Origin of the sequence: Telmatospirillum siberiense (genome assembly GCF_002845745.1) — a bacterium.
GTDB classification, from domain to species: Bacteria; Pseudomonadota; Alphaproteobacteria; order Rhodospirillales; family Magnetospirillaceae; genus Telmatospirillum; species Telmatospirillum siberiense.
In genome coordinates this window covers 19,632-40,199 of the sequence record NZ_PIUM01000035.1, presented here as the reverse complement: position 1 = coordinate 40,199, position 20,568 = coordinate 19,632, and the positions used below count along the sequence as shown (strand labels likewise).

General features: G+C 63.1%; 20 protein-coding genes. 9 read left to right on the top strand and 11 right to left on the bottom strand.

Going from position 1 to position 20,568, the window contains the following annotated elements; genetic code table 11:
• The first annotated feature begins 135 nt into the window (after positions 1-135).
• From ppdK to CWS72_RS22570, 3 genes are all read left to right on the top strand, one after another.
• On the top strand, positions 136-2,814 hold the full coding sequence (gene ppdK, locus CWS72_RS22580; RefSeq protein WP_101252917.1) for a pyruvate, phosphate dikinase: 2,679 nt from the start codon (positions 136-138) through the stop codon (positions 2,812-2,814).
• Between the two features lie 90 nt (positions 2,815-2,904).
• Positions 2,905-3,831, top strand: a complete 927-nt coding sequence (gene meaB / locus CWS72_RS22575; RefSeq protein WP_101252916.1) for a methylmalonyl Co-A mutase-associated GTPase MeaB — start codon at positions 2,905-2,907, stop codon at positions 3,829-3,831.
• The gene (locus tag CWS72_RS22570) at positions 3,828-4,325 is read left to right on the top strand and encodes a hypothetical protein (RefSeq protein WP_101252915.1); all 498 of its coding nucleotides are present in this window, start codon (positions 3,828-3,830) and stop codon (positions 4,323-4,325) included. The genes meaB and CWS72_RS22570 overlap by 4 nt, the downstream gene beginning before the upstream one ends.
• A 68-nt stretch (positions 4,326-4,393) precedes the next feature.
• Here CWS72_RS22570 and CWS72_RS22565 read toward each other — a convergent pair whose 3' ends face one another.
• Complete coding sequence (locus CWS72_RS22565; RefSeq protein WP_101252914.1) at positions 4,394-4,669, bottom strand: hypothetical protein; 276 nt, start codon at positions 4,667-4,669, stop codon at positions 4,394-4,396.
• A 235-nt stretch (positions 4,670-4,904) separates the two neighbouring features.
• On the opposite strand from CWS72_RS22565, the gene CWS72_RS22560 reads away from it, so the two are divergent.
• A complete protein-coding gene (locus tag CWS72_RS22560) occupies positions 4,905-5,327 on the top strand; it encodes an HIT family protein (RefSeq protein WP_101252913.1) in 423 nt (140 codons plus the stop codon).
• 310 nt (positions 5,328-5,637) lie between these two features.
• Here CWS72_RS22560 and ygfZ read toward each other — a convergent pair whose 3' ends face one another.
• Together ygfZ and CWS72_RS22550 are read right to left on the bottom strand one after the other, a co-directional pair.
• On the bottom strand, positions 5,638-6,531 hold the full coding sequence (ygfZ, locus tag CWS72_RS22555) for a CAF17-like 4Fe-4S cluster assembly/insertion protein YgfZ (RefSeq protein WP_101252912.1): 894 nt from the start codon (positions 6,529-6,531) through the stop codon (positions 5,638-5,640).
• 107 nt (positions 6,532-6,638) lie between these two features.
• On the bottom strand, positions 6,639-8,579 hold the full coding sequence (locus CWS72_RS22550; protein ID WP_101252911.1) for a methyl-accepting chemotaxis protein: 1,941 nt from the start codon (positions 8,577-8,579) through the stop codon (positions 6,639-6,641).
• A gap of 198 nt (positions 8,580-8,777) precedes the next feature.
• On the opposite strand from CWS72_RS22550, the gene CWS72_RS22545 reads away from it, so the two are divergent.
• Entirely contained in the window at positions 8,778-9,806 is a 1,029-nt protein-coding gene (locus tag CWS72_RS22545; RefSeq protein WP_158240783.1) for a glycosyltransferase, read from the top strand.
• Positions 9,807-9,948: 142 nt separating this feature from the next.
• Here CWS72_RS22545 and CWS72_RS22540 read toward each other — a convergent pair whose 3' ends face one another.
• The gene (locus tag CWS72_RS22540) at positions 9,949-10,212 is read right to left on the bottom strand and encodes a hypothetical protein (protein ID WP_101252909.1); all 264 of its coding nucleotides are present in this window, start codon (positions 10,210-10,212) and stop codon (positions 9,949-9,951) included.
• A gap of 66 nt (positions 10,213-10,278) precedes the next feature.
• On the bottom strand, positions 10,279-11,346 hold the full coding sequence (locus CWS72_RS22535; protein ID WP_101252908.1) for a M48 family metalloprotease: 1,068 nt from the start codon (positions 11,344-11,346) through the stop codon (positions 10,279-10,281).
• Positions 11,347-11,498: 152 nt separating this feature from the next.
• Between CWS72_RS22535 and acuI the strand changes: the two genes are divergently transcribed.
• A complete protein-coding gene (acuI, locus tag CWS72_RS22530) occupies positions 11,499-12,503 on the top strand; it encodes an acrylyl-CoA reductase (NADPH) (protein ID WP_101252907.1) in 1,005 nt (334 codons plus the stop codon).
• Between the two features lie 55 nt (positions 12,504-12,558).
• Here acuI and tusB read toward each other — a convergent pair whose 3' ends face one another.
• From tusB to CWS72_RS22510, 4 genes are all read right to left on the bottom strand, one after another.
• Entirely contained in the window at positions 12,559-12,870 is a 312-nt protein-coding gene (tusB, locus tag CWS72_RS22525) for a sulfurtransferase complex subunit TusB (protein WP_101252906.1), read from the bottom strand.
• Positions 12,867-13,229: a sulfurtransferase complex subunit TusC gene (tusC, locus tag CWS72_RS22520; RefSeq protein WP_101252905.1), complete on the bottom strand. Its 363-nt coding sequence runs from the start codon at positions 13,227-13,229 to the stop codon at positions 12,867-12,869. The genes tusB and tusC overlap by 4 nt, the downstream gene beginning before the upstream one ends.
• A 16-nt stretch (positions 13,230-13,245) precedes the next feature.
• Positions 13,246-13,605: a sulfurtransferase complex subunit TusD gene (gene tusD / locus CWS72_RS22515; protein ID WP_101252904.1), complete on the bottom strand. Its 360-nt coding sequence runs from the start codon at positions 13,603-13,605 to the stop codon at positions 13,246-13,248.
• Positions 13,606-13,702: 97 nt separating this feature from the next.
• Complete coding sequence (locus CWS72_RS22510; protein WP_158240782.1) at positions 13,703-14,476, bottom strand: CbiX/SirB N-terminal domain-containing protein; 774 nt, start codon at positions 14,474-14,476, stop codon at positions 13,703-13,705.
• Positions 14,477-14,849: 373 nt separating this feature from the next.
• Here CWS72_RS22510 and CWS72_RS22505 point away from each other — a divergent pair, with 373 nt between their 5' ends.
• The gene (locus tag CWS72_RS22505) at positions 14,850-16,025 is read left to right on the top strand and encodes an acetyl-CoA C-acetyltransferase (protein ID WP_101252902.1); all 1,176 of its coding nucleotides are present in this window, start codon (positions 14,850-14,852) and stop codon (positions 16,023-16,025) included.
• Between the two features lie 65 nt (positions 16,026-16,090).
• On the opposite strand, the gene CWS72_RS22500 is transcribed toward CWS72_RS22505, so the two are convergent.
• Positions 16,091-16,804: a S1 family peptidase gene (locus CWS72_RS22500; protein ID WP_101252901.1), complete on the bottom strand. Its 714-nt coding sequence runs from the start codon at positions 16,802-16,804 to the stop codon at positions 16,091-16,093.
• A gap of 277 nt (positions 16,805-17,081) precedes the next feature.
• Here CWS72_RS22500 and CWS72_RS22495 point away from each other — a divergent pair, with 277 nt between their 5' ends.
• Together CWS72_RS22495 and CWS72_RS22490 are read left to right on the top strand one after the other, a co-directional pair.
• Positions 17,082-18,539, top strand: a complete 1,458-nt coding sequence (locus CWS72_RS22495; RefSeq protein WP_101252900.1) for an anion permease — start codon at positions 17,082-17,084, stop codon at positions 18,537-18,539.
• A 172-nt stretch (positions 18,540-18,711) separates the two neighbouring features.
• On the top strand, positions 18,712-19,323 hold the full coding sequence (locus CWS72_RS22490; RefSeq protein WP_101252899.1) for an outer membrane protein: 612 nt from the start codon (positions 18,712-18,714) through the stop codon (positions 19,321-19,323).
• Positions 19,324-19,365: 42 nt separating this feature from the next.
• On the opposite strand, the gene CWS72_RS22485 is transcribed toward CWS72_RS22490, so the two are convergent.
• Positions 19,366-20,565, bottom strand: a complete 1,200-nt coding sequence (locus CWS72_RS22485; RefSeq protein ID WP_101252898.1) for an ABC transporter substrate-binding protein — start codon at positions 20,563-20,565, stop codon at positions 19,366-19,368.
• Positions 20,566-20,568: the final 3 nt, after the last annotated feature.

The following is a 20,568-nucleotide window of genomic DNA, read 5'->3' as shown; positions in this document are numbered from 1 at the left end:
CCGCCTGTAAGCGGTGAGCCAAGCGTCCTATCGGATCTAAGGGTCGGGAGCAAATGGGCCCTTAGTGGTTTGTGCCGGAGGCTTGGGAGTGAAGCTTCCGGATATGCGAACCAATTGCGCTGGAGGAAAGCAGCTATGAGCAAATGGGTGTACGCGTTCGGCGGCGGTGCCGCGGAAGGTCGCTCTGGAATGAAGAATCTGCTGGGTGGCAAGGGCGCCAACCTGGCTGAAATGGCCAATCTTGGTTTGCCCGTCCCGCCGGGTTTCACCATTACCACCGAAGTCTGCACTTATTACTATACCAACGGTAACGTCTATCCGGCCGACCTGAAGGCGCAGGTTTCGGCGGCTTTGACCCAGATCGAGAAGATCATGGGATCCACTTTCGGCAGCATCGACAATCCCCTGCTGGTCTCGGTCCGCTCCGGGGCGCGGGCCTCGATGCCGGGCATGATGGACACCGTGCTCAATCTCGGCCTGAACGATCAGACCGTCGAAGGCCTGGCGGCGCGGTCGAAGGATCCGCGTTTCGCCTATGACAGCTATCGCCGTTTCATCCAGATGTATTCGGATGTGGTGCTGGGGGTCGAGCATCATCATTTCGAGGACATCCTCGATTCGCACAAATCAGACCACGATCTGACCCTCGATACCGATCTGTCGGCCGAGGATTGGAAGACGGTTGTCGCCGCCTACAAGGAAAAGGTGAAGGAAGAACTGGGCCGGCCGTTTCCGCAGACGGTGGAAGACCAGTTGTGGGGTGCCATCGGCGCGGTTTTCGGATCCTGGATGAACCAGCGGGCGATCACCTATCGCCGGCTGCACGACATCCCCTCGGAATGGGGTACGGCCGTCAATGTTCAGGCCATGGTGTTCGGCAATATGGGTGACGATTGCGCCACCGGCGTCGCCTTCACCCGCAATCCCTCGACCGGGGCGAACGAGTTCTACGGCGAATATCTGGTCAACGCCCAGGGCGAGGACGTCGTCGCCGGCATCCGCACCCCGCAGTATCTGACAACGGCGGCGCGGCAGGCGGCCGGTGCCGATCTGCCCTCGATGGAAGAGGTGATGCCCCGGGTCTTCGCCGACCTGGAGGATGTCCGGCGCAAGCTGGAGGCGCATTTCACCGATATGCAGGATCTGGAGTTCACGGTTCAGCAAAGCAAGCTGTGGATGCTCCAGACCCGCACCGGCAAACGGACGGCCGCCGCGGCCTTGAAGATCGCCGTGGACATGGCCGAGGCCGGGTTGATCAGCAAGGAAGCGGCCGTGCGGCGCATCGAGCCGGGCGCTCTCGACCAGTTGTTGCATCCGACGCTCGACCCCAAGGCCGAACGCCGGCTTCTCGCCCACGGTTTGCCCGCTTCGCCGGGTGCCGCGTCGGGGCGCGTGGTGTTCTCGGCCGAGGATGCCGAGCTTTGGACGAAAAAGGGCGAAAAAGTCATCCTGGTGCGGATCGAGACCAGCCCTGAGGATATCGGCGGCATGCACGTCAGCCAGGGCATCCTGACGTCGCGGGGCGGCATGACCAGCCATGCCGCCGTGGTCGCCCGCGGCATGGGCCGTCCCTGTGTCGCCGGTGCCGGCGAGCTCAGGATCGATTACCGGGCCAAGACGCTCAAATCCATGGGCCAGGAAGTCAAGGAAGGCGATGTCATCACCCTGGACGGTTCCACCGGCCAGGTCATGCTGGGCGCCGTGCCGACGGTCCAGCCGGAGCTGACCGGCGATTTCGGCACGTTGATGGGCTGGGTCGATTCCATCCGCACGCTCAAGGTGCGGGCCAATGCCGAGACTCCGCTCGACGCCAGGACGGCGCGTCATTTCGGAGCCGAGGGAATCGGCCTGTGCCGGACCGAGCATATGTTCTTCGACCCGTCGCGCATCATTGCCGTTCGTGAAATGATCCTGGCTTCCGACGAGGAGGGGCGCCGCCATGCCCTGGCCAAGATCCAGCCCTATCAGAAGAACGATTTCGTCGAACTCTTCGAGATCATGCAGGGACTGCCGGTGACCATCCGCCTGCTCGACCCGCCGCTGCATGAGTTTCTGCCCGGCAACGACGCGGAAATGGAGGAGGTGGCGCGGGCCGCCGGGACCGATATCGCGGTTCTGAGGGCGCGCAACACCCAGTTGCACGAAGCCAATCCGATGTTGGGCCATCGCGGTTGCCGTCTCGGCATCACCTATCCCGAGATCTATGAAATGCAGGCACGGGCGATTTTCGAAGCCGCCGTCGAGGTGGCCCGGAAATCGGGCAAGACGGTGTCTCCCGAGATCATGATTCCGCTGGTTGGCACGAAGAAGGAGCTCGATCTGCTGAAAGAGGTGATCGACCGTGCGGCCGCGGAGGTCTTCAAGGCCTCCGGGACTACCCTCGATTATCTGGTCGGCACCATGATCGAGCTGCCGCGGGCGGCGTTGACGGCGGGGGCGATCGCCGAATCCGCCGCCTTCTTCAGCTTCGGCACCAACGATCTGACGCAGACGACGCTCGGTATGTCGCGTGACGACTCGGGGCCCTTCCTCGAAGTCTACCGGCAGCGCGGGATTTACGAGCATGACCCCTTCGCCAGTCTCGACCAGGAAGGGGTGGGCGAGTTGATCCAGATCGCCGCCGAGCGGGGGCGCAAGACCCGCCCCAATCTCAAATTGGGGATCTGCGGCGAACATGGCGGCGATCCCGCCTCCATCGCGTTCTGCCAAAGGGTCGGGCTCGATTACGTCTCCTGCTCTCCCTACCGGGTGCCGATCGCCCGTCTGGCGGCGGCCCAGGCCGCCCTTGGCGTGCGTTCGGATACGACGGCCTGACAATGGGGATCAGGTTCGGCCGTTTTCTTGGCTTTCCGTCCTCCCTCGACCGGGGGAGGCGGCCGGTTTCCTTCTGCCGAAGGACGGCCGATGCCTGATCCCCTTTCGCTTTCCGCCCTCAAGGAGGGGGGAAAGGCCGCACTGGCGCGGGCGTTGGCCCGCATCGAAAAGGCGCCCGACGATTCCGACGTCATCGATCTGCTGTCGGACGCCTATGCCGCTCCACGAGGGCTGGTCGCCGGAGTGACCGGCCCGCCGGGAGTGGGCAAGTCGACTTTGGTGAATACCCTGATCCACGGCTGGCGGGAGCGCGGCCGTACCGTCGGCTGCATCGCCGTCGATCCTTCGTCGCGACGGTCCGGCGGGGCGTTGCTGGGTGATCGCACCCGTCTTTCCACCGATCCCGAGGACCAGGGCGTCTTCGTTCGCTCGATGGCGGCGCGCGACCGGCTGGGTGGTTTGGCCGGGCTGACCGTCTCGGCCATGGTGCTGATGCGCGCACTCTACGACGTGGTTCTGATCGAGACGGTGGGTGTCGGGCAGTCGGAAACCGACGTGGTCGGCGTGGCCGACACGGTGATCCTCTGCATTCAGCCGGGATCCGGGGATTCCTTGCAATATATGAAGGCCGGCATCGCCGAGATCCCCCACATCGTGGTCGTCACCAAGGCCGATATGGGGGCCGCCGCCGAGCGTGCCCGCGCCGATGTGGCGGGGGCTCTCAGTCTGGCGGAGGCGGCGGCGGACTGGGAGGTTCCCGTTTTGATGCTTTCCGCCGCGGGGCGTCTTGGCACCGAGGAACTGATCGACGCCGTCGAGGCGCATGGCGCCTACTTGCGCCAACGGGGTGATATTTCGAGAATTCGCAAGGAGCAGGCCGCCCAATGGTTGACCGAGGCGGTCCGTGAGCGCTACGGTCGCGATGGAATTCGGCGGGCGGGATATTTAGGTCTCGACGGGGCCGATTCTCCATTCCGCCGCCTAGCCGAAGTCAGCCGACGCCTATCGCAGCAATGATTTTTCCTCGTCTTTTCGCTTTCCTGCTTCTGGTCTTGTTTCTCCAGACGGCCGCCACGGCGGTGCGCGCCGCCGATGCCGTCTGGCTGTCGTTCGATATGCTGGGGGGAGATCGTCCCCTGGCGGAGGCCGCCCTGTCCGATATGTTCGGTGAGGATCCGGAGTTTTGGCCGGATTGGCTCGACCCTCGCGCCGTTCTGTTGCAGGCCGGCGGCAACCAATCTCTGCTGGTGGTGCGGGAACCCTATCGGCAGCCCTGCGGCCAATATCTGTTCATCATCTTCGGTCCGCTGACCGCGGACGGAACCCGCAATCGTCTGGGGACGGGATTTTGCGCGGGCGACATGGCGGTCGGTCCAGTCAGGGGGCGGAGTTTTCCGGACCTTCTGTTTTCCGAAGGCCGGCAGCAAAATCCCGCCGACGGGCAGTGGCAGCGCTTGGATCAAAGGGTTCGCTGGAACGGATCCGGATGGATCCAGATCACCGCGAAGTAACGGGGGGCTGTTTCCTTCCTCCCGGGCGATCGCCCGGGGGGAAGGAATGACTTGAACCCGAACGGCGGTCAGTTCGTTTTCGCGGGGACCGTCGCGTCGGTCTTGACCACCGAGGCCTTCACCTGATCCTGCTTATGGACCACCTTCACATGCTTTTTTTCCGTCGCCGACTTGGTGGTGGACGTGCTGACCTTTTCGGCCTTGGCCGGAGCCGTCGTCTGAACCTGGGAGGCCGGGGCCGCCGTCTGAGCCTGCGGGGCCTGGGTCGTCTGATCGGCCGCGAATGCCGCGCCCCCGGCCATCACCGAAGTAACCACCAAAGCGGACAGCACATGCTTGAACATCGAATTGCTCCATTTCCTGCGATTCTCCGGATCGTTCCGGAGACAAGAAAAGGTTTTAGCCCCGTCCGGTGTCCGCTTGATGGCGGGCAAGGCGTTCTTCAAGGTGTTTTCGCTCTATCTGCGGCGTCTTCGCCATAATTGCGTCTTTTTAAACCAAGAAAAGCGCTGAGAAATATTTAAAAGCGGTCGTTTGGCGCCACTTGTTCCCTGATGCGGTTCACGGTAAACAGGATGGATGATCGAGCATGACTGCATCTTCTGTCGTATCGTGGCGGGGCAATCACCCTCGATTCCGCTTTACGAGGACGAACTCACCAAGGCCTTCATGGACATCAATCCGGTGGCGTGCGGCCATGCCCTGGTGATTTCGAAACTGCACGCCGAGACCATTCTCGACATCCCGGCGCCCGTCCTGGCGGCGGTCGGCGCAACCGCGCAGCGCATAGCCCGCGCGGTCGATACCGCGCTGCATCCGGACGGCATCAGCATCGTGCAAAGCAATGGGCCGGGCGCCGCCCAATCGGTCTCGCATTTCCACATGCATGTGCTGCCGCGGTCGTTCTATGACGATCTGCCGATGAACTGGCGTCTGACGCCGGGTGAGCGGAAGGTCATCGAAGAGGCGGCCCGGACCATCCGGACCGCCCTGGAGATCTAGCCCGGATTTCTCACACTGGCACGTTCGGCACGGAGGAAAAAATGGCAACACAGCAGGCAGCGGGCGCGGATCGATGCGGCGCATCGATCAAGGCCGATAACGCACTGTGTTGCCATTTTTTCCCCGCCCTGAAGGGTCGCGTTTTGGCGGACGACTGTCGGCTTGGCCGACGAAACGATATGTTTGCGCGCCAAGCACGCGGCCGGCGTCGCGGCTTTTGCCAAGGCAGCAAGCCTTGGCGGCAAGCCGCGACTTGTCGGATCGCCTCCCCAAAACGCGATGCCGAGCGCGTCAGTGTGAGAAATCCGGGCTAGAACACCGCCCACGCCGGTTTGTGCGGGGTGAGGCGGCTTTCGCCGGCTTCCAGCGCGCGTCCGGTCGCAGCGATCTGTTCGAATGCGTCGATCCGGATCATGGCTAAGCCGACATTTCCGGCATGAGAGCGCATTTCTCCGGCATCCGTCCCATCCAACAGGATGGGCGAGCCCGGTTCGGGAACCGGGCCGGTGATGTCGACCGGCAGCAGGCGTTTGCGGACCAGGCCGCGATATTTCGTGCGCGCGGTCAGTTCCTGGCCCAGGTAGCACCCTTTCTGCCAATCGACGCCGTGCAATTCGTCAAAGCCGTTTTCAAGAAGAAGGGCCTTGTCGGGCACCAGATCCCGGCTTCCGTCGGGAAGTCCCAGTTCGATGCGATGCTTATCCCACAGGTCGATCTCGCCCTCGGTCAACCCGGCCTCGCGCAATGCCGCCTCACCCTCCGGGGGCAGCCAGGCGCGCAGTCCGGCTTCCGCCAGTCGGGGATCGACGAAGATCAGTCCACCGGCGAAGGGTCGAGCATCCCCGGCGGTCTCGGCCAGACCGAAAAGGCCGGCGGCCCCGGATCCGACGATGGCGTAGGGCCGCAAGCCATCATTGGCGGCGATGCCGACCTTGCTGCGCAGTTTGTACAGGGACAGGCGTTTGGCGAAATCCGCGCGTCGCTCCGTTTCCGTTTCCAGAAGCAGCGTCTCGTCCTGCTCGCCCAGAAAAAACTCGTGAAGGAATTTTCCCTGCGGGGTGAGGAAGGCGCTGTAAAGAGCGTGATCGGCGCCGGCTTTGGTGACGTCGTTGGAAACCAGGCCCTGGAGGAATGTTTTCCGTTCCTCGCCGCTCAGGCTGATCAGCGCGCGGTGGGGAAGGGGGATGAAATGTGACTTCGCCATGATTGCTTGCCCAATATCCATCGGAGTTCAGAAACTTGGCCCGCCGACGCCGGCTTGGCAAGGCCTTGATGAGATTGTATGGGGGGAGGGCGCATGGCTAAATAGCCTTATGCCGTACGCACGCCATGCAGGAAGTCCGCAGCGACGTCCTTCAGTTGCGCCGCGTCGCTGGCCAGGGAGCGGGCGGAGGCGAGCACCTTGTCGGCCGCCTCTCCGGTTCCCGAAGCCAGACGGGTGACGCCGGCGATATTGGTCGAGACATGTTGGGATCCCGCGGCCGCCTGCTGGACGTTGCGCGCGATTTCGCTGGTGGCGGCCGATTGCTGCTCGACGGCGGCGGCGACCGTCGTGGCGATCTCGTGGATTTCCCGGATGCGATGGACGATGCCGTCGATCGCCGCGACGGCTTCCCGGGTCGCGGTCTGCACGGCGCCGATCTGAGCGCCGATTTCGTCGGTGGCGCGGCTGGTCTGGCTGGCCAGATTTTTCACCTCGCCCGCGACCACGGAAAAACCCTTTCCCGCATCGCCGGCCCGGGCGGCCTCGATGGTCGCGTTCAGGGCCAGGAGGTTGGTCTGGCTGGCGATATCGTTGATCAGCTTGACCACCTCGCCGATACGGTTCGATGTCGCGGCCAGTTCGACGATCACGCCGCTGGTTCGCAATGCCTCTTCCGACGCGACCTGGGTGGCGCGGCTCGACTGCGTGACCTGCCGGCCGATTTCCCCGATGGAGGTCGATAATTCCTCGGCGGCGCTGGCCACCGTCTGCACATTGGTCGAAACCTCGTCGGTGGCGACGTTGGCCTGCCCCGCCCGTTGTTTCGTCTCGTTGGCGGTGGAGGACATGGAGTGGGCGTTCCGCTCCATGTCGGCGGCGGCGTCGCCGACCTTTTCAAGGACATGGCTGACATTCTGGTTGAAGTGTTCCAGAAGGCCGTCGAGAAGACGCCGCTTTTCGGTTTCGGCCTCGCTCTGGGCGCGGATACGGTCCTCGCTCAGGCGTTCCTTTTCCAAGGCGTTCCGACGGAAAATCTGCAGCGCCGCGGCCATGGCCCCGATTTCGTCACGCCGCTCGGTCGCCGGAATTTCGATGTCGGCCCGGCCAGCGGCCAAATCGTCCATGGCGCGGGTGATGTCGGTGATGGGACGCGAGACCTGTGCGGCAAGCATCCAGCCGAGAGCGGCGATGATCAGCAGCATGACCACCAGCAGTCCGAACACCAGCGAATGCCGGAGGTCGTCGAGCGGCGCGAAGACCCGGGCTTGGTCCAGTGATATGCCGACGTACCATTTCACCGGCAGCCCGGCGATGGGATGAAAGCGGACGATACGGTCCCCTCCTTCTTCGGCGATGGCGCCGGACGCGGCGGCGGGCGACATGCCGAGCGGCTTCATCACCATGTCCTTGTCGGGGTGGACGAGCACCGTTCCGGCATCGTCGACCAGAAAGGCGAATCCCTTGCCGCCGAAATCGAATTTCTTCAGGAAATCGTTGATGGCATCGAGTTCAAGGTCGGCCCCGAAGACTCCGGCCAACGCACCGTCGCGTCGGATCGGGGCGACCAGGGAAATCACCAATTTGTGAGTCGAGGCATCGACATAGGGCTTGGTCATTCCGATGCCCCTCGCCGCGACCGCCGCCTCGTACCAGGGGCGCTTGCGCGGATCGTAGTCCGCCGGCATGGGATGGTCCGGTCCGTCGATGAAGGCGCCGCTTTTCTGTTCGCCGAAATAAATATCGGCGAAGGTCTGGGCCATGGTGGGACGGACGAAGACGCTTTTCATGTCCCGGGCGTCCGCGATGTCGCTGATCGCGTCCGTCGTTTCGCGGGCGAGAAGAAGTCGGCCATCCAACCATTTTTGGATGCCGTCCGCCGCCGATCTGCCGGAGTCTCCGACCTGGGCGGAAATTTCAGTGCTCAGGCTGCGGCTGGCGATCGAATAAAACCAGACGCCGAGAGCGCCGAAGGAGAGGAGGATGAGAAGGGTGGAGGCCGCGAGAATTTTATAAAGAATTTTGCTGCCGGACGACGACCTGGCGGACATGGCGTTTTCAATCAAACTGGTGTCGGGAATCTCCCCACTGATAGTGGGTTTTAGTTCCTAGGCCTGTCGCGCCCCATCTGTCAACGGAATGTGTCATGGTAATTGATTACCCTTTTTTGAACCTGTTCCTCGGGTATCCGTCTTTAGGGGCGTGGCCGTCTTGCGAAGCGGTGGGCCGCCCTTTATAAGATGGATTCCATGCATATTACCCTGGTCGATGATTCCATTCCTTTCGACGGATTTACGCCTGCCACCCGCGCGCTCGGCGGCGCCGAGAAGGCTTTCGCCAGCTTGCCCGGGGCTCTGGTGCGTGTCGGACATGACGTCCATGTCTATAATCGGGCCCGTTTTCCGCTGATGATCGAAGGCGCTCATTGGGAAACCCTCGAAAAGGATTTCCCGACGCAGACCGACGCCCTGATCGTTTTCCGCAAGCCCTCGCTGCTGTCGTCCGTTCGTCTGGCGGGAAAACGGATCCTGTGGGTTACCGCGTCGGCGCGGCAGTTGGAGCCGGCCCGGAAGGCCATCGATAGTTTCCGGCCCGCTTTGGCCTTCCTCGGCAAAACGCAGATGGCGCCCTGGCGCAACGACGAGGGATTGACGGTGCGTGCCCTGGCGCCGGGCGTGCGCCAGGATTTCATCGCCGATGCGCCGACCCGGTTGGACGAACGGCCGACCGCCGTCGTGACCACCCATCCCTCCCATGGCCTGTCCTGGCTGCTCGATCTGTGGACGGCGAAGATCCGGCCGGCCGTTCCCAATGCCCGGCTGGTCGTGGTGTCGGCCATTCTCGACAAGGGGAAATCGGGGGGCGATATTCCTGGGGAGATGCGCCTTCTGCTCGATCGGGCCAGCGCCACCGAGGGCGTGGAAATCAAGGCGCCCGGCGGCGATACCACAATGGCGGAGCTTTACCGGTCGGCCCGCGTCCATCTGTATCCCGGCCATCCCGACGACATGGTTTGCTGGACATTGATGGAAAGCCAAGCCTGCGGCCTTCCCGCCGTGACACGTCCGCTGGGGGCCATTCACGAGCGGCTGCGGGACGGGGAAACCGGCCATATCGTTCCCGACGACGAGGCTTTCGCCAATGTCGCCGTTCGCCTATTGACCGATGACGCGATGTTCTGGGCGGAAAACCGTGACGCCCGCCTGCTGCAGCGCGGGCGTAACTGGGACATGGTGGCCAACGAGTTCGTCTCGTTGATCGCCGAAGCGGTTCGCTGAGGCGAAGTCTTCGGATTCTGGAGCAGTTCGCGCTTCGCTTGAACTGCTCCAGGCTTGCATGACGCTGAAAAAACTCCGTTTTTTCAAATGCTCAAACGCCGCTCGGGCTAACGAGCGCGATTCAGTCCAAACGCAACGCGCCCTAGTGAATTTCGTTCGAATAGGCGGCGTAGATCATTCCATCGGGACGCGGCTGGTCGAGATCGGCAATGCGCACCGAGTGCAGTTGAATGTCGATATGGTCCGCCCAAAAGGTCAGAAAGCGTCGAAGCTCGGGATAGTCCGGGGCGCTGTCGTAGTCCTTCCAGACGAAGCATTCGAGCAGGTGCGGCTGATCGGGCGGAGTGTAGAGAATCTCGGCCGAGGTCAGTTTGTATCCACCGTTCAACGGGCTGATGTCGTCCATGCTTCCCTCCTCGAATGGCCAAACACGTCCTGCCGTTCGAACCACGCAAGAGTCGTGCCGGGAGACTCAGGAGCAGATGTTGCGGAGCGACTGCCATTCGCGATCGGTCAGGGCCGGGCGGGTGAAGGGCTGAATTCCCTGGGGATCCTGACGTTTCGCCGGAATTGGGTGATGTGTCTGGAAATCCGAGGGCTGCTTCCGGGCTCGCTGATGCAGTTCCTGGAGGCGGAAATAACTGCCCAGAGCCTGGATCGAAATGTCCGCCTTTTGCAGCAGTTTCTGTGCGAGATCAATGGCCTCGATTTCTTCCGGCGGATCGTAATCCAGCCGCACAAGATGGCCGAGGGAGCCTTTCGCGAAGGTGGGGGCGATATCGCTGGCGGCCAGGAACAGCAGTCCGACGTCGGTCCGCCGGGTGATCTGCTCGGCGGTGTGCCGCAAGTCGAGATGGGCCAGTTGCAGGGCGATCACGGCGGCCAGCTGATCGGGGGTTTCGACGTCGCCGACCATGCCCGCGGTGACAAGGATGGTCGCCTTCGGAACGGCATAGACGTCGATCGCCGGGGTTTTGACGGCCTTGAGATGAACAGGCAGGCCACGCGCGGCGTCGCGGTCGAAACGTTGTCCCAGAACATCGAGCGCCGCTTGGCCGCCGGGTCCGGTGCAGGCGCCTCCGAAGGAGCGCAGCAGATGATCGGCCAGCCGCTGGTTGGCGGCGGCTTCCCAGGAAACCGGGAGCATGCGCGACAAAGGTCCGGCGGCTGCGGCGGCAAGCTGCAGCAGAAGTGCCAGGAGAAGAACCCCCCCCGCACCCGCCGCCACCTTGAAGAGCCAGGGGGGCAGCGGTTTCCTGGGAGGACGCAAGGCATGGTTGGCTTTTTGCAACAGGGTGATGAGATCCGGATCTTCGATCAGCAGATGCGCTTCGGAATCGTTGTGGCAGATGATCCTGAGTTTTCTGATCGGCCGGCCTGGCCGCAAGGGGCGGGCTGGCGTCATGTCGGCATATGCCCATTGAGCCAGCAGGATCTTGTCCCGCGGGTCGCGAATCTCCAGGCTGTTGCCGACGATTCGCAAGTCGGCTTCGACCCGCGCGTTCGTCTTCCGATTGGTGAAAATCCCGCTGGCGCCCAATCAAGAGTCTCCACACGTGGCGTCGGGGTAAGTGTAGCGGAGAAATGAAAATTTTTCTCTTTGTTTGACGAAGAGGAAGCCCACCAATGATCGCCGGGATTGCCGCCTCAAGACGGGCTGGGTAATGTTGATCAAACAGGAGAGTTTTTCATATGAGCGACGATCAATTTTCGGCACTGGTTCTGGAAGAGCGTGACGGCAAGGTAACTGCGGGCATTCAGCGTTTATCCGACGACAGGCTGCCGCCCGGCGACGTGACCGTCCGGGTCAAGGCGTCGACCCTGAATTACAAGGACGGGATGATCCTCAAGGGAATCGGGCGTCTGGTCCGCAGCTATCCCCATGTGCCCGGCGTCGACTTCGCGGGCGTGGTGGAAACGTCCGCCCATGCCGAGTTCAAACCCGGTGACGAGGTCGTGCTGACCGGTTGGCGTGTTGGCGAAGTCCATTGGGGCGGCTATGCCCAGAAGGCCCGGGTCAAGGGGGATTGGCTGGTCAAGCGGCCTTCCGCGCTCAGTCTGCGCCAGACGATGGCGATCGGGACCGCCGGTTTCACCGCGATGCTGGCGATCCTGTCGCTGGAGGAGCATGGGCTCAGCCCCGACAAGGGCGAAGTGCTGGTGACCGGTGCCGCCGGCGGTGTGGGCAGCGTGGCGGTGGCCGTCCTGGCCCATCTCGGATATCAGGTCGCGGCGTCGACCGGCCGCGCTTCCGAACATGACTATCTGCGCAGCCTGGGCGCCACGACCATCATCGAGCGCGCCGAACTGGCGACCCCGCCCAGCCGCCCCCTGGCGGCGGAACGTTGGGCGGGAGCCATCGATGCGGTCGGCGGTACGACGCTGGCATCGGTGCTGAGCGCGGTGAAGTACCGCGGTTCCGTCGCCGCCTGCGGCCTGGCCGGCGGCAACGAGCTTGTCACCACCGTGCTGCCGTTCCTGTTGCGGGGGGTCAATCTGCTGGGGATCGATTCGGTCATGTGCCCGAAAGCGACCAGAATCGCCGCCTGGGAACGTTTGAGCCGGGATTTGCCCCTGGGCAAGCTCGACGCCTTGACCAGCAGCGCCGGCCTTAAGGATCTGCCGGACCTGGCCGACAAGATTCTACACGGACAGGTGCGTGGCCGGTTGGTCATCGATGTGGATGAGGTGGCCTAATACCAAAGTGCGCTGATCGGAACAGATCACCGAACACAGCACCGCGCAATCCTGGTCAAAACCAAGATTGCGCGGTGCTGTGTTCGGCCGCCAATTGGACGAAATCGGGATAGTCGATGACCCGGAGGCCGTCAATCAGGCGGCGGGTGGCCAAACCTCGGGCGGCGAGATCGGGGGCGAGGGCATAGAGCGCGTGGCCACGGATCCCTTCGGCCAGTCGTTCGGCAAAATTTCCATCGGCCAAGGCGGCATAGACGCCGTCCTCGATCAACAACAGCGCCGCACCCTCGCTCAGGTGGGCGAGACAGCTTTCCAGGGCGCCACTGGCATAAGGCGTCGCGTTGACGATGTGCAGGGGGCCGTTCATGCGCTGATCACCACATCGATGCGCGCCATCAAGGCGGCGAGGGCGGCCCTGTCGACCAGCGTGACCGGAATGGTCAGGTCGGCTTCGCTCAAGCCGCGTTCGCTCAGCGAGTCCCGTTCGACCCATATGTGATCGATGTCGTACTCGCCCAGTTCGGAAAAGGCGGTGCCGAGATCCCTTTGGCCGAGAAGCTCGGGACGCTGGCCGCCGACCAGCTGGAACACGCCGTCGTCCAGAAAGGCCAGGTGGACATGCTGGTCGAAGGAGGCGGCGATCAACGCGGCGTCCAGCATTTCTGCCGCATGGGCGCTGCCCTGGGGGGCCTTGCGGTTGACGAAGAGGAAACTTTTCGGGGTCATCTTTCGCTCTTGCTCCTCACGCCCCGAAAGTGATCAGCCGGTCGGCGAGAATGCCCGCCTCGACGAGCTGTCCCAGGCCCGAAATGCGGAACCCCGGTGCCAGATTGGCTTCCCGGACGCCACGGCGCAGTCCCGCGGCGATGCACACCACCAGGTCGACCCCCCGTTCCGTAGCCAACCGGGACCAGTCGCGCACCAGATTGTGTTCGTCGTTGGCTGGCGCGGCCAGACGGTTGGCCGAATGAACGCCGTCGCTATAGAAGAAGACTCTGACCAGTTCGTGCTCGGAGTCGAGCACCGCCCGGGCAAAGGCCAAAGCGCTGCCGGCGGCCTGACGGTTGAACGGTCCCGCGGTGACGAGAATGGCGAATTTCACAGAGGCATTCCTTCGAGGCGGTTCCGCCAAAGTCTCCGACGGTTGAACCATGGAGAGCGCGTCGCTCCAAGGATTTTTGGTTGCTCCCTTGCCATTTTCATAATCCCACCGCCGTTTCGGCCTGCCGGATATGGTCGAGGATCATTTCAACCACCTCGTCATCCCGGCCGATGCCGTCCATCAGCCAGACGGTGCGGCCATGGATCTCCACCGGCCCGCCCCTGGGGGCGCTCATTCCGAAATGGGGCGGCAGATCCTCGCTGGCATGCATGCCCTCGGAAACCAGCCAGGGGGCGACCAGAACATGCCGGGCCGCGACGAGCTGAGGCCAATCGGCGACGAAGGGAGCCTGTTCCAGATATGCGGTGGCCACTTCGGCGAAGACCTCCTCGCCGCGCAGCGTGGCGGCGACCGCCTCCGGCGTGGCCGAGACGCCGCCGGGCCGACGCGAGCCGTGACCGATGATCAGAAGGCCCGCGGACTGCGGCGCGACGCGGTGGTCCCGGCACAGTTCCTCCGCCCGGCGGCAAAGGAGCTCCGGCAGGCGCGGATGACAGCCGACCGGGCGCGTGTAGACGAGCCGCCGATCGCCGAGACGACTGAGCGTGCCGGTTATGCCGAGCCGTTCCGGAATCAGCCGTTGGGTGAAGGCGCCCTCTCCAGCGAAGTTGGGGACGACGTAAACCGTCTTGGCGCGGACGAGGTCGAGGGACAGAAACGGGGCCTCCTTCCAGAAGCAGCCCCGCACCTCGGCGAACAGCCCGCGCCGGCGGATGGCCTCGACCAGGCGGTCGGTCGCCTGGCGGGAGGTGGCAAGCCGGCTCGATCCATGGCCGACCAGCAAGAGGGCCGCTTCGTTCCAGAGAGTCATTCGTTCCATTTGTCCTTAAAACGGGCGCCCCCATTTTCGCAAGATCGAGCAATACGCCAGCGAGGCGGCCGGCCGCAAGCTTCGATGGCCGCCCATCCGCCGGAAATGGGGGGATCTGCTGCCGGTGATGGTTTTGTCGCAACCTGAGCTTACACTGGACAGGCGGAAATAATTTCCTCAAGGTTGGGTCAAGCGTGCGCGATTAATGCCGTTAAGAGCGGCGGGATAGGCCGTGGGACGGGGATTTATTCGGCTTCTATGCCATTCGTCCGGGCTGCGTGGACGGATGGTCCAGCCGACATGGAAGAGAGATCCGTCCATTCGGCGGCTGATCGACGTAACGCCATAACCCAAGAGAGAGGAACGGAAACCCATGACCGACGTCGTCATCGTATCCGCCGCCCGCACTCCGGTCGGCAATTTCAATGGAAGCCTCGCCGCGTTGTCCTCCGTCGATCTCGGCCGCCAAGTCATCCAGGCCGCCGTCGCGCGGGCCGGTATCGATGCCGCCGAAGTTTCCGAAGTCATCCTGGGGCAGGTTCTGACCGCCGGCCTCGGCCAGAACAGTGCCCGGCAGGCGTCGCTCGGAGCCGGCATCCCGCAGGAGTCGCCGGCCTGGACGATCAATCAGCTCTGCGGCTCGGGGTTGCGGGCCGTGGCGCTGGGTGCCCAGGCCCTCGGTGCCGAAGGGAACGGCGGCATCATCGTGGCGGGCGGCCAGGAAAGCATGAGCAACGCCCCGCATGCGGTTTATCTGCGGACAGGCACCAAAATGGGCAATACCGAAATGGTCGATACCATGCTGAAGGATGGCCTGATCGACGCCTTCCAGGGGTATCACATGGGGATTACGGCCGAAAATATCGCCCAGAGATGGCAGATCACCCGCGAAGAGCAGGATGCGTTCGCCGTGGCCTCGCAAAACAAGGCCGAAGCGGCTCAAAAGGCCGGAAAATTCGATCAGGAGATCGTTCCCGTCACCGTCAAGACCCGTAAGGGGGAGGACGTGGTTTCGGTCGACGAGTTCCCCCGTCACGGCTGCACCATCGAGCAACTGGCCAAATTGCGTCCCGCCTTCGCCAAGGACGGCACGGTGACCGCCGGCAACGCCTCGGGGATCAACGATGGAGCGGCGGTTGTGGTCCTGATGACGGCCGCCGAGGCCGCCAAACGGGGATTGACGCCCTTGGCCCGCATCGTCTCCTGGGCGCAGGCCGGCGTCGATCCGGCGATCATGGGCACCGGTCCGATACCCGCGTCGAAGGCGGCGTTGAAAAAGGCCGGCTGGACGGTCGACGATCTGGATCTGGTCGAGGGCAACGAGGCCTTCGCCGCCCAGGCGATCGCCGTCAATCGCGATGTCGGTTGGGATCCGGCGAAGGTGAACGTCAATGGCGGAGCCATCGCGCTTGGCCATCCCATCGGCGCGTCGGGCGCCCGGATCCTGGTGGCGCTGCTGCATGAAATGGCCCGGCGAGACGCCAAAAAGGGGCTGGCCACCCTCTGCATCGGCGGCGGCATGGGGATCGCGCTGACGGTCGAGCGCTGAGGCCTGCATTCAAGAAAGCGAGGCCGCGAGGACTCGCTTTCTCGAAGCTCTTCCCCGAGGGGCGGTTAGCGGGCTCGCGCCCGGTATTCCAGGAGGAATCCCTCGATTTTGGTGGCCGGCAGGAAAACCGTGACTTCGTGCGGTACGCCGGGAATGTTTATGCCGAAAGTGCCATCGGCGGTCATGATGCCCGCCAGACAGCCATCCTTTGCGTCGAAGACGCCGCCGCCCGAGGCTCCCTTGGGGTGGCCCGCGGCCAGCATGGTCGACAGCGGTCCGGGATCACCGTCCTTCGGTGGATCGGCGCGTAGAATCGTCTTCTCCTCGGTCGTCTTGCCCATCCAGGCGATGGTGAAGTCCTGGGCCGGGCCAGGGTCGCGAGGGCAGGCTGTCACCGCTTCCAGGCCGCGCCGGCTGGCCGGCAGCGCCGCCGGGTCGACCTTGATCAAGGCCAGGTCGAGATGTTCGGCGGTGCCCGTGTAGGCGACCGTTCCAGGGACCCGCTGATTGTCGATGAAGACGGTGACCCGGGGGTCCTGGGGATTGACGGTGATGACGTGGGCCGCCGTCAGGACCAGGCCCTCGCCGATCAGCACGCCGGAACCTTGCGAGAATAGCTTGTTGTCCCCCGCCGGCTTTTCGACCTGAAGACCGACCAGATCGGGCTTCGGCGAGGCCTCGGCGGCGGCCGGCAGGAACAAGAGGGCGGCGAAGAGGGGGAGGGCCGCGGCGGGGAGGAGGGCCTTGCGCGGCGACACGGTCGTACGATGGATGAACATTCTGCCTTCGATTCAATCGTTTTGGCGCCTCCGGGCGAAAGCCCCGCTGCGCGCTTGCCCGTTGGATGGTAACGCGCATTGATGAAAAGTTGGTTGATGAAACGCCTGTCTCGGCGTTGAAACGGACCTGGGTAAAACCTTCGCGAGGTGACCTTTTGAAAGCTGATTGAAAGCAGGGGTGTGAAACAACTTTCCCGTTTAAAGTATATGGTTAATCATATATCTAACGTTGTTCGGCGTGCCTGGACAAGGTGCGAATTCAGACGGGGAATACACCATGTCGTCAAAGGAACAGAAACCGTATGGCTGGTCGGCCGTCGTTCCTCTCGCGCTGGCCATCGGCTTGGCCTTGCTGCCCGCTCCGCCCGGTCTTCCTCAGCATGCCTGGTATTTCTTCGCCTTCTTCGTCGGGGTGGTTTCAGCCCTGATCGTCGAGCCGGTTCCCACCACCGCGACCGGCATCATCGCCATCACGGTCACAGCCGTTTTGTCGCGTTGGATCCTGTTCAGTCCGGACGAACTGGCCAAGCCCGGCTTCAAGATCGCCGGAGAATCCGTGAAATGGGCTTTTTCCGGCTTCTCCAACCCCACCTGCTGGCTGGTCGGCGGCGCCTTCATGTTCGCGCTTGGCTATGAGAAGACCGGGTTGGGCCGGCGCATCGCCTTGATGCTGGTCAGGAAGCTGGGCAGGCGTTCGCTGACGCTGGGCTACGCCACCACCATCGCCGACTGTTTGCTGGCACCCTTTACGCCGTCCAACACGGCGCGGTGCGCCGGCACCATGTTCCCGGTGGTCGTCCATCTGCCGCCGATCTACGATTCCAAGCCGAATGATCCCTCGGCGCATCGCATCGGCGCCTACATCATGTGGACGACGCTGGCCGCCGATTGCGTGACCAGCAGCCTGTTCATGACCGGTTGCGCGCCCAATTTCCTCGCGCTCAGCTTCATCAAGAAGATCGCTCACATCGACATCACCTATGGGCAGTGGTTCTTCGCCGCGGCGCCGTTCGCCATTCCGCTGCTCTTGGCGGTGCCTTTGCTGGGCTACGTGTTTGTCCGTCCGACCGTGCAGAACAACGCGGAGGTGGTGAAATGGGCGGCTTCCCAACTCGACGAGATGGGGTCGCCATCGCGCAGGGAACTGACGCTCGCCGCCCTGGTCATCGGCGCGGTCGTCCTGTGGGTGTTCGCCGGCGACTATGTCGAGGCCGCGGTGGTCGCCTTCATCGTCATTTCGATGATGCTGCTTCTGCGTGTCGTCACCTGGGACGACATGGCGAAAAATCATTCTGCCTGGACCACCCTGGTGCTGCTGGCCACCCTGGTGGCCATGGCCGACGGTTTGAGTCGCACTGGCTTCATCAGTTGGTTCTCGGGCTTCGTCGCCGGCCACCTGAGCGGGTTGTCGCCCAACGCCGTGCTCATGGCGCTGGTGGCCATCTATTTTTTCGCCCACTATTTTTTCTCCAGCCTGACCGCGCATACCACCGCGATGATGCCCGTGCTGCTGGCGGTCGGTCTGGGCGTTCCCGGTCTGGCTCCGGAGAAGCTGGCCATGGGCTTGGCGATGACCACCGGCCTGATGGGGGTCGTTTCGCCTTACGCCACCGGGGCCAATTTGCCTTACTACAACAGCGGCTATCTGACCTCGGTGGAATTCTGGCGGAACGGAACCATCTACGGCCTCATCTATATCAGCGCCCTGATCTTCATCGGCCTGCCGCTTCTGTAGGCCCCGCCGACCCACCCGCTCCCGTGGAGCGATTCCAAGATCACAGAAATATTGCGGAGAAGTCACGCGATCAGGCCCGCCGAACCCCTTACAAAACGGGGCGTCCGATTACGAACGACTTAGGTCGTCTCGCCGCGGAACGCCTGTTTGTCAGACGAGGGACTTAAAGCAAATGAGGTTACTGATCGCTTCCACCGTATCGGCTGTCGTCATCCTGTCGGCCTCTTCGGCGATGGCCGCCGACGCCAATTGGAGCCGGGTCTATCTGAGATTGGACACCGGGGGGAGTTTCCCGACGGACGACTACGACAATTCGGCCATCATCAGCGGTGGCGTCGGCTACCGTTTCAACGACCGCCTGCGCGCCGATGTCACCCTGGGTTACCGGGGGTGGTACGGCGGCAACGTCGTTTGGGCCGGTCCCTCGGCCAACGGGGCCAAGGCGGACATATCGAGCTTCGACGGACTGGCCAATCTCTATTACGACTTCGGCAAGTTCGGGTTCTTCACCCCCTATGTCGGCGGCGGCATGGGCTTCGCGTCCAATACCGTGTCGAACTATCAGGTTTTTGCCAACGGTGCGCAGGTTTCCTCGTCCGACGATCACACGGAAACCGACTTCGCCTGGCAATTGAGCGCGGGAACGGCCGTCGACGTGGCGCCGAATTTGGCCATCGACGTGGGTTACCGCTATTTCGACGCGGGAAGTCTGTGGGCCGGTTGGCCGGGCAAGAGCGACCTGACCGCCCATGAACTTCAGGTCGGGTTGCGCTACTCGCTTTGAGCATCCGGTTCCAGAGTGCTTCATCGGTAAAAATGAAGCACTCTATCGGATCCTTACCGTGTGGGGGGCTTTCGGCTCTTCGCGAGGTGAGTGCGACTCTTCCGGCAGCAGTTTCGAGGAGCCCGCGACGAGGAGGAGCTTTTTCTCCATCAGTTCCCCTTGACCGTCAAACTGGTAGCGGCCGTTGGCGCCTTCCCAGGGTGGAATGAAGCGGATGGCGAAGGCCAGATCGAGGGGGTTGAGCGATCCCGTGGTGCGGACCGCTTCAGCCAGCAGGAGCAAGGCGTCATAGCCCTGTGCCGCCGAAGTGTCCGGATCCCTTCCATAACGGGCCCGGAATTTCTCGACGAACTTGAGATTTTCGGGTGTTGCCGCGGCGACGTCATAAAGGCCCAGGAATTGCGCATTCGCCAGCGCCGATCCCGCCTTTTGCCTGATCTCCGAAGTGAGGTCGCTGGCGACCAGGATGGGGGTGGTCAAGCCGACGCTTTGCGCCTTGCGCAGGAAGTCGGCGATTTCGGCGTCGTGGCCGGAGATGAGAATGACATCGGCGTCGACCGACTTCAACTGGTTGACCGGCAACCGGAAGTCGGTGTGTTCGGTGGGATAGGGCCATTGGTAGACCATTTGCCCCCCCAGCGCGTCCTGGGCGATGCGGAACTGATAGGCCAGATCCTTGCCATAGGCGTCCTCTTCCCAAACCATGGCGACTCTTCTGGCTTTACCGCCGGTCGCCGCCGCCTCGGCCAGAAACTGGGCGATCTTGTTGGTGGATTGGACGGTGCGGACAATATATTTGTAGTCATGCATCGTCATGGCCGGACTGTTGGCGTTGACGCACAGATGCAGCAGCCGGCTTTTTTCGAAAATGGGCGATGCTCTGATGGCGACGCCGTCGTCGTCGTAGCCGACCACGGCGCTCATTTCCGGCGTGTTGGCGAATTCCATGGCGATGTCTCTGGCTGTTTCCCAATCGTCCAGATCATCGCGCATGATCAGACGGATCGGTGGGCCGCCCGTCAGGGCGCCGGCATTGATCTCGTCTCGCGCCAGTTGCAGGCCATCGGCCATCCCGTCCCGTCTGACCGCGAAGGGCCAGCTCACTCCCACCAGGAGTTCCTTCGGATGGTGTTCGAGGACGGCGAAGCGCCGTTCGCCCATGCGATCCAAGGATTGCCATTGGGGCGACAGCAAATAGACGAACAGGCCAAGCGCCACCGCCCACAGGAGCAGTTTCCTCATGCC

Excerpts from the sequence above, each read along its gene's own strand:
- CWS72_RS22545 (WP_158240783.1), top strand. The coding sequence starts at position 8,778 with ATGCATATTACCCTGGTCGATGATTCCATTCCTTTCGACGGATTTACG.
- CWS72_RS22510 (WP_158240782.1), bottom strand. The coding sequence starts at position 14,476 with ATGACTCTCTGGAACGAAGCGGCCCTCTTGCTGGTCGGCCATGGATCG.
- CWS72_RS22565 (WP_101252914.1), bottom strand. The coding sequence starts at position 4,669 with ATGTTCAAGCATGTGCTGTCCGCTTTGGTGGTTACTTCGGTGATGGCC.
- ppdK (WP_101252917.1), top strand. The coding sequence starts at position 136 with ATGAGCAAATGGGTGTACGCGTTCGGCGGCGGTGCCGCGGAAGGTCGC.
- CWS72_RS22540 (WP_101252909.1), bottom strand. The coding sequence starts at position 10,212 with ATGGACGACATCAGCCCGTTGAACGGTGGATACAAACTGACCTCGGCC.
- CWS72_RS22495 (WP_101252900.1), top strand. The coding sequence starts at position 17,082 with ATGTCGTCAAAGGAACAGAAACCGTATGGCTGGTCGGCCGTCGTTCCT.
- CWS72_RS22505 (WP_101252902.1), top strand. The coding sequence starts at position 14,850 with ATGACCGACGTCGTCATCGTATCCGCCGCCCGCACTCCGGTCGGCAAT.
- CWS72_RS22550 (WP_101252911.1), bottom strand. The coding sequence starts at position 8,579 with ATGTCCGCCAGGTCGTCGTCCGGCAGCAAAATTCTTTATAAAATTCTC.
- tusB (WP_101252906.1), bottom strand. The coding sequence starts at position 12,870 with ATGAACGGCCCCCTGCACATCGTCAACGCGACGCCTTATGCCAGTGGC.
- CWS72_RS22570 (WP_101252915.1), top strand. The coding sequence starts at position 3,828 with ATGATTTTTCCTCGTCTTTTCGCTTTCCTGCTTCTGGTCTTGTTTCTC.
- tusC (WP_101252905.1), bottom strand. The coding sequence starts at position 13,229 with ATGACCCCGAAAAGTTTCCTCTTCGTCAACCGCAAGGCCCCCCAGGGC.
- meaB (WP_101252916.1), top strand. The coding sequence starts at position 2,905 with ATGCCTGATCCCCTTTCGCTTTCCGCCCTCAAGGAGGGGGGAAAGGCC.
- ygfZ (WP_101252912.1), bottom strand. The coding sequence starts at position 6,531 with ATGGCGAAGTCACATTTCATCCCCCTTCCCCACCGCGCGCTGATCAGC.
- CWS72_RS22490 (WP_101252899.1), top strand. The coding sequence starts at position 18,712 with ATGAGGTTACTGATCGCTTCCACCGTATCGGCTGTCGTCATCCTGTCG.
- CWS72_RS22560 (WP_101252913.1), top strand. The coding sequence starts at position 4,905 with ATGATCGAGCATGACTGCATCTTCTGTCGTATCGTGGCGGGGCAATCA.
- acuI (WP_101252907.1), top strand. The coding sequence starts at position 11,499 with ATGAGCGACGATCAATTTTCGGCACTGGTTCTGGAAGAGCGTGACGGC.
- CWS72_RS22485 (WP_101252898.1), bottom strand. The coding sequence starts at position 20,565 with ATGAGGAAACTGCTCCTGTGGGCGGTGGCGCTTGGCCTGTTCGTCTAT.
- CWS72_RS22500 (WP_101252901.1), bottom strand. The coding sequence starts at position 16,804 with ATGTTCATCCATCGTACGACCGTGTCGCCGCGCAAGGCCCTCCTCCCC.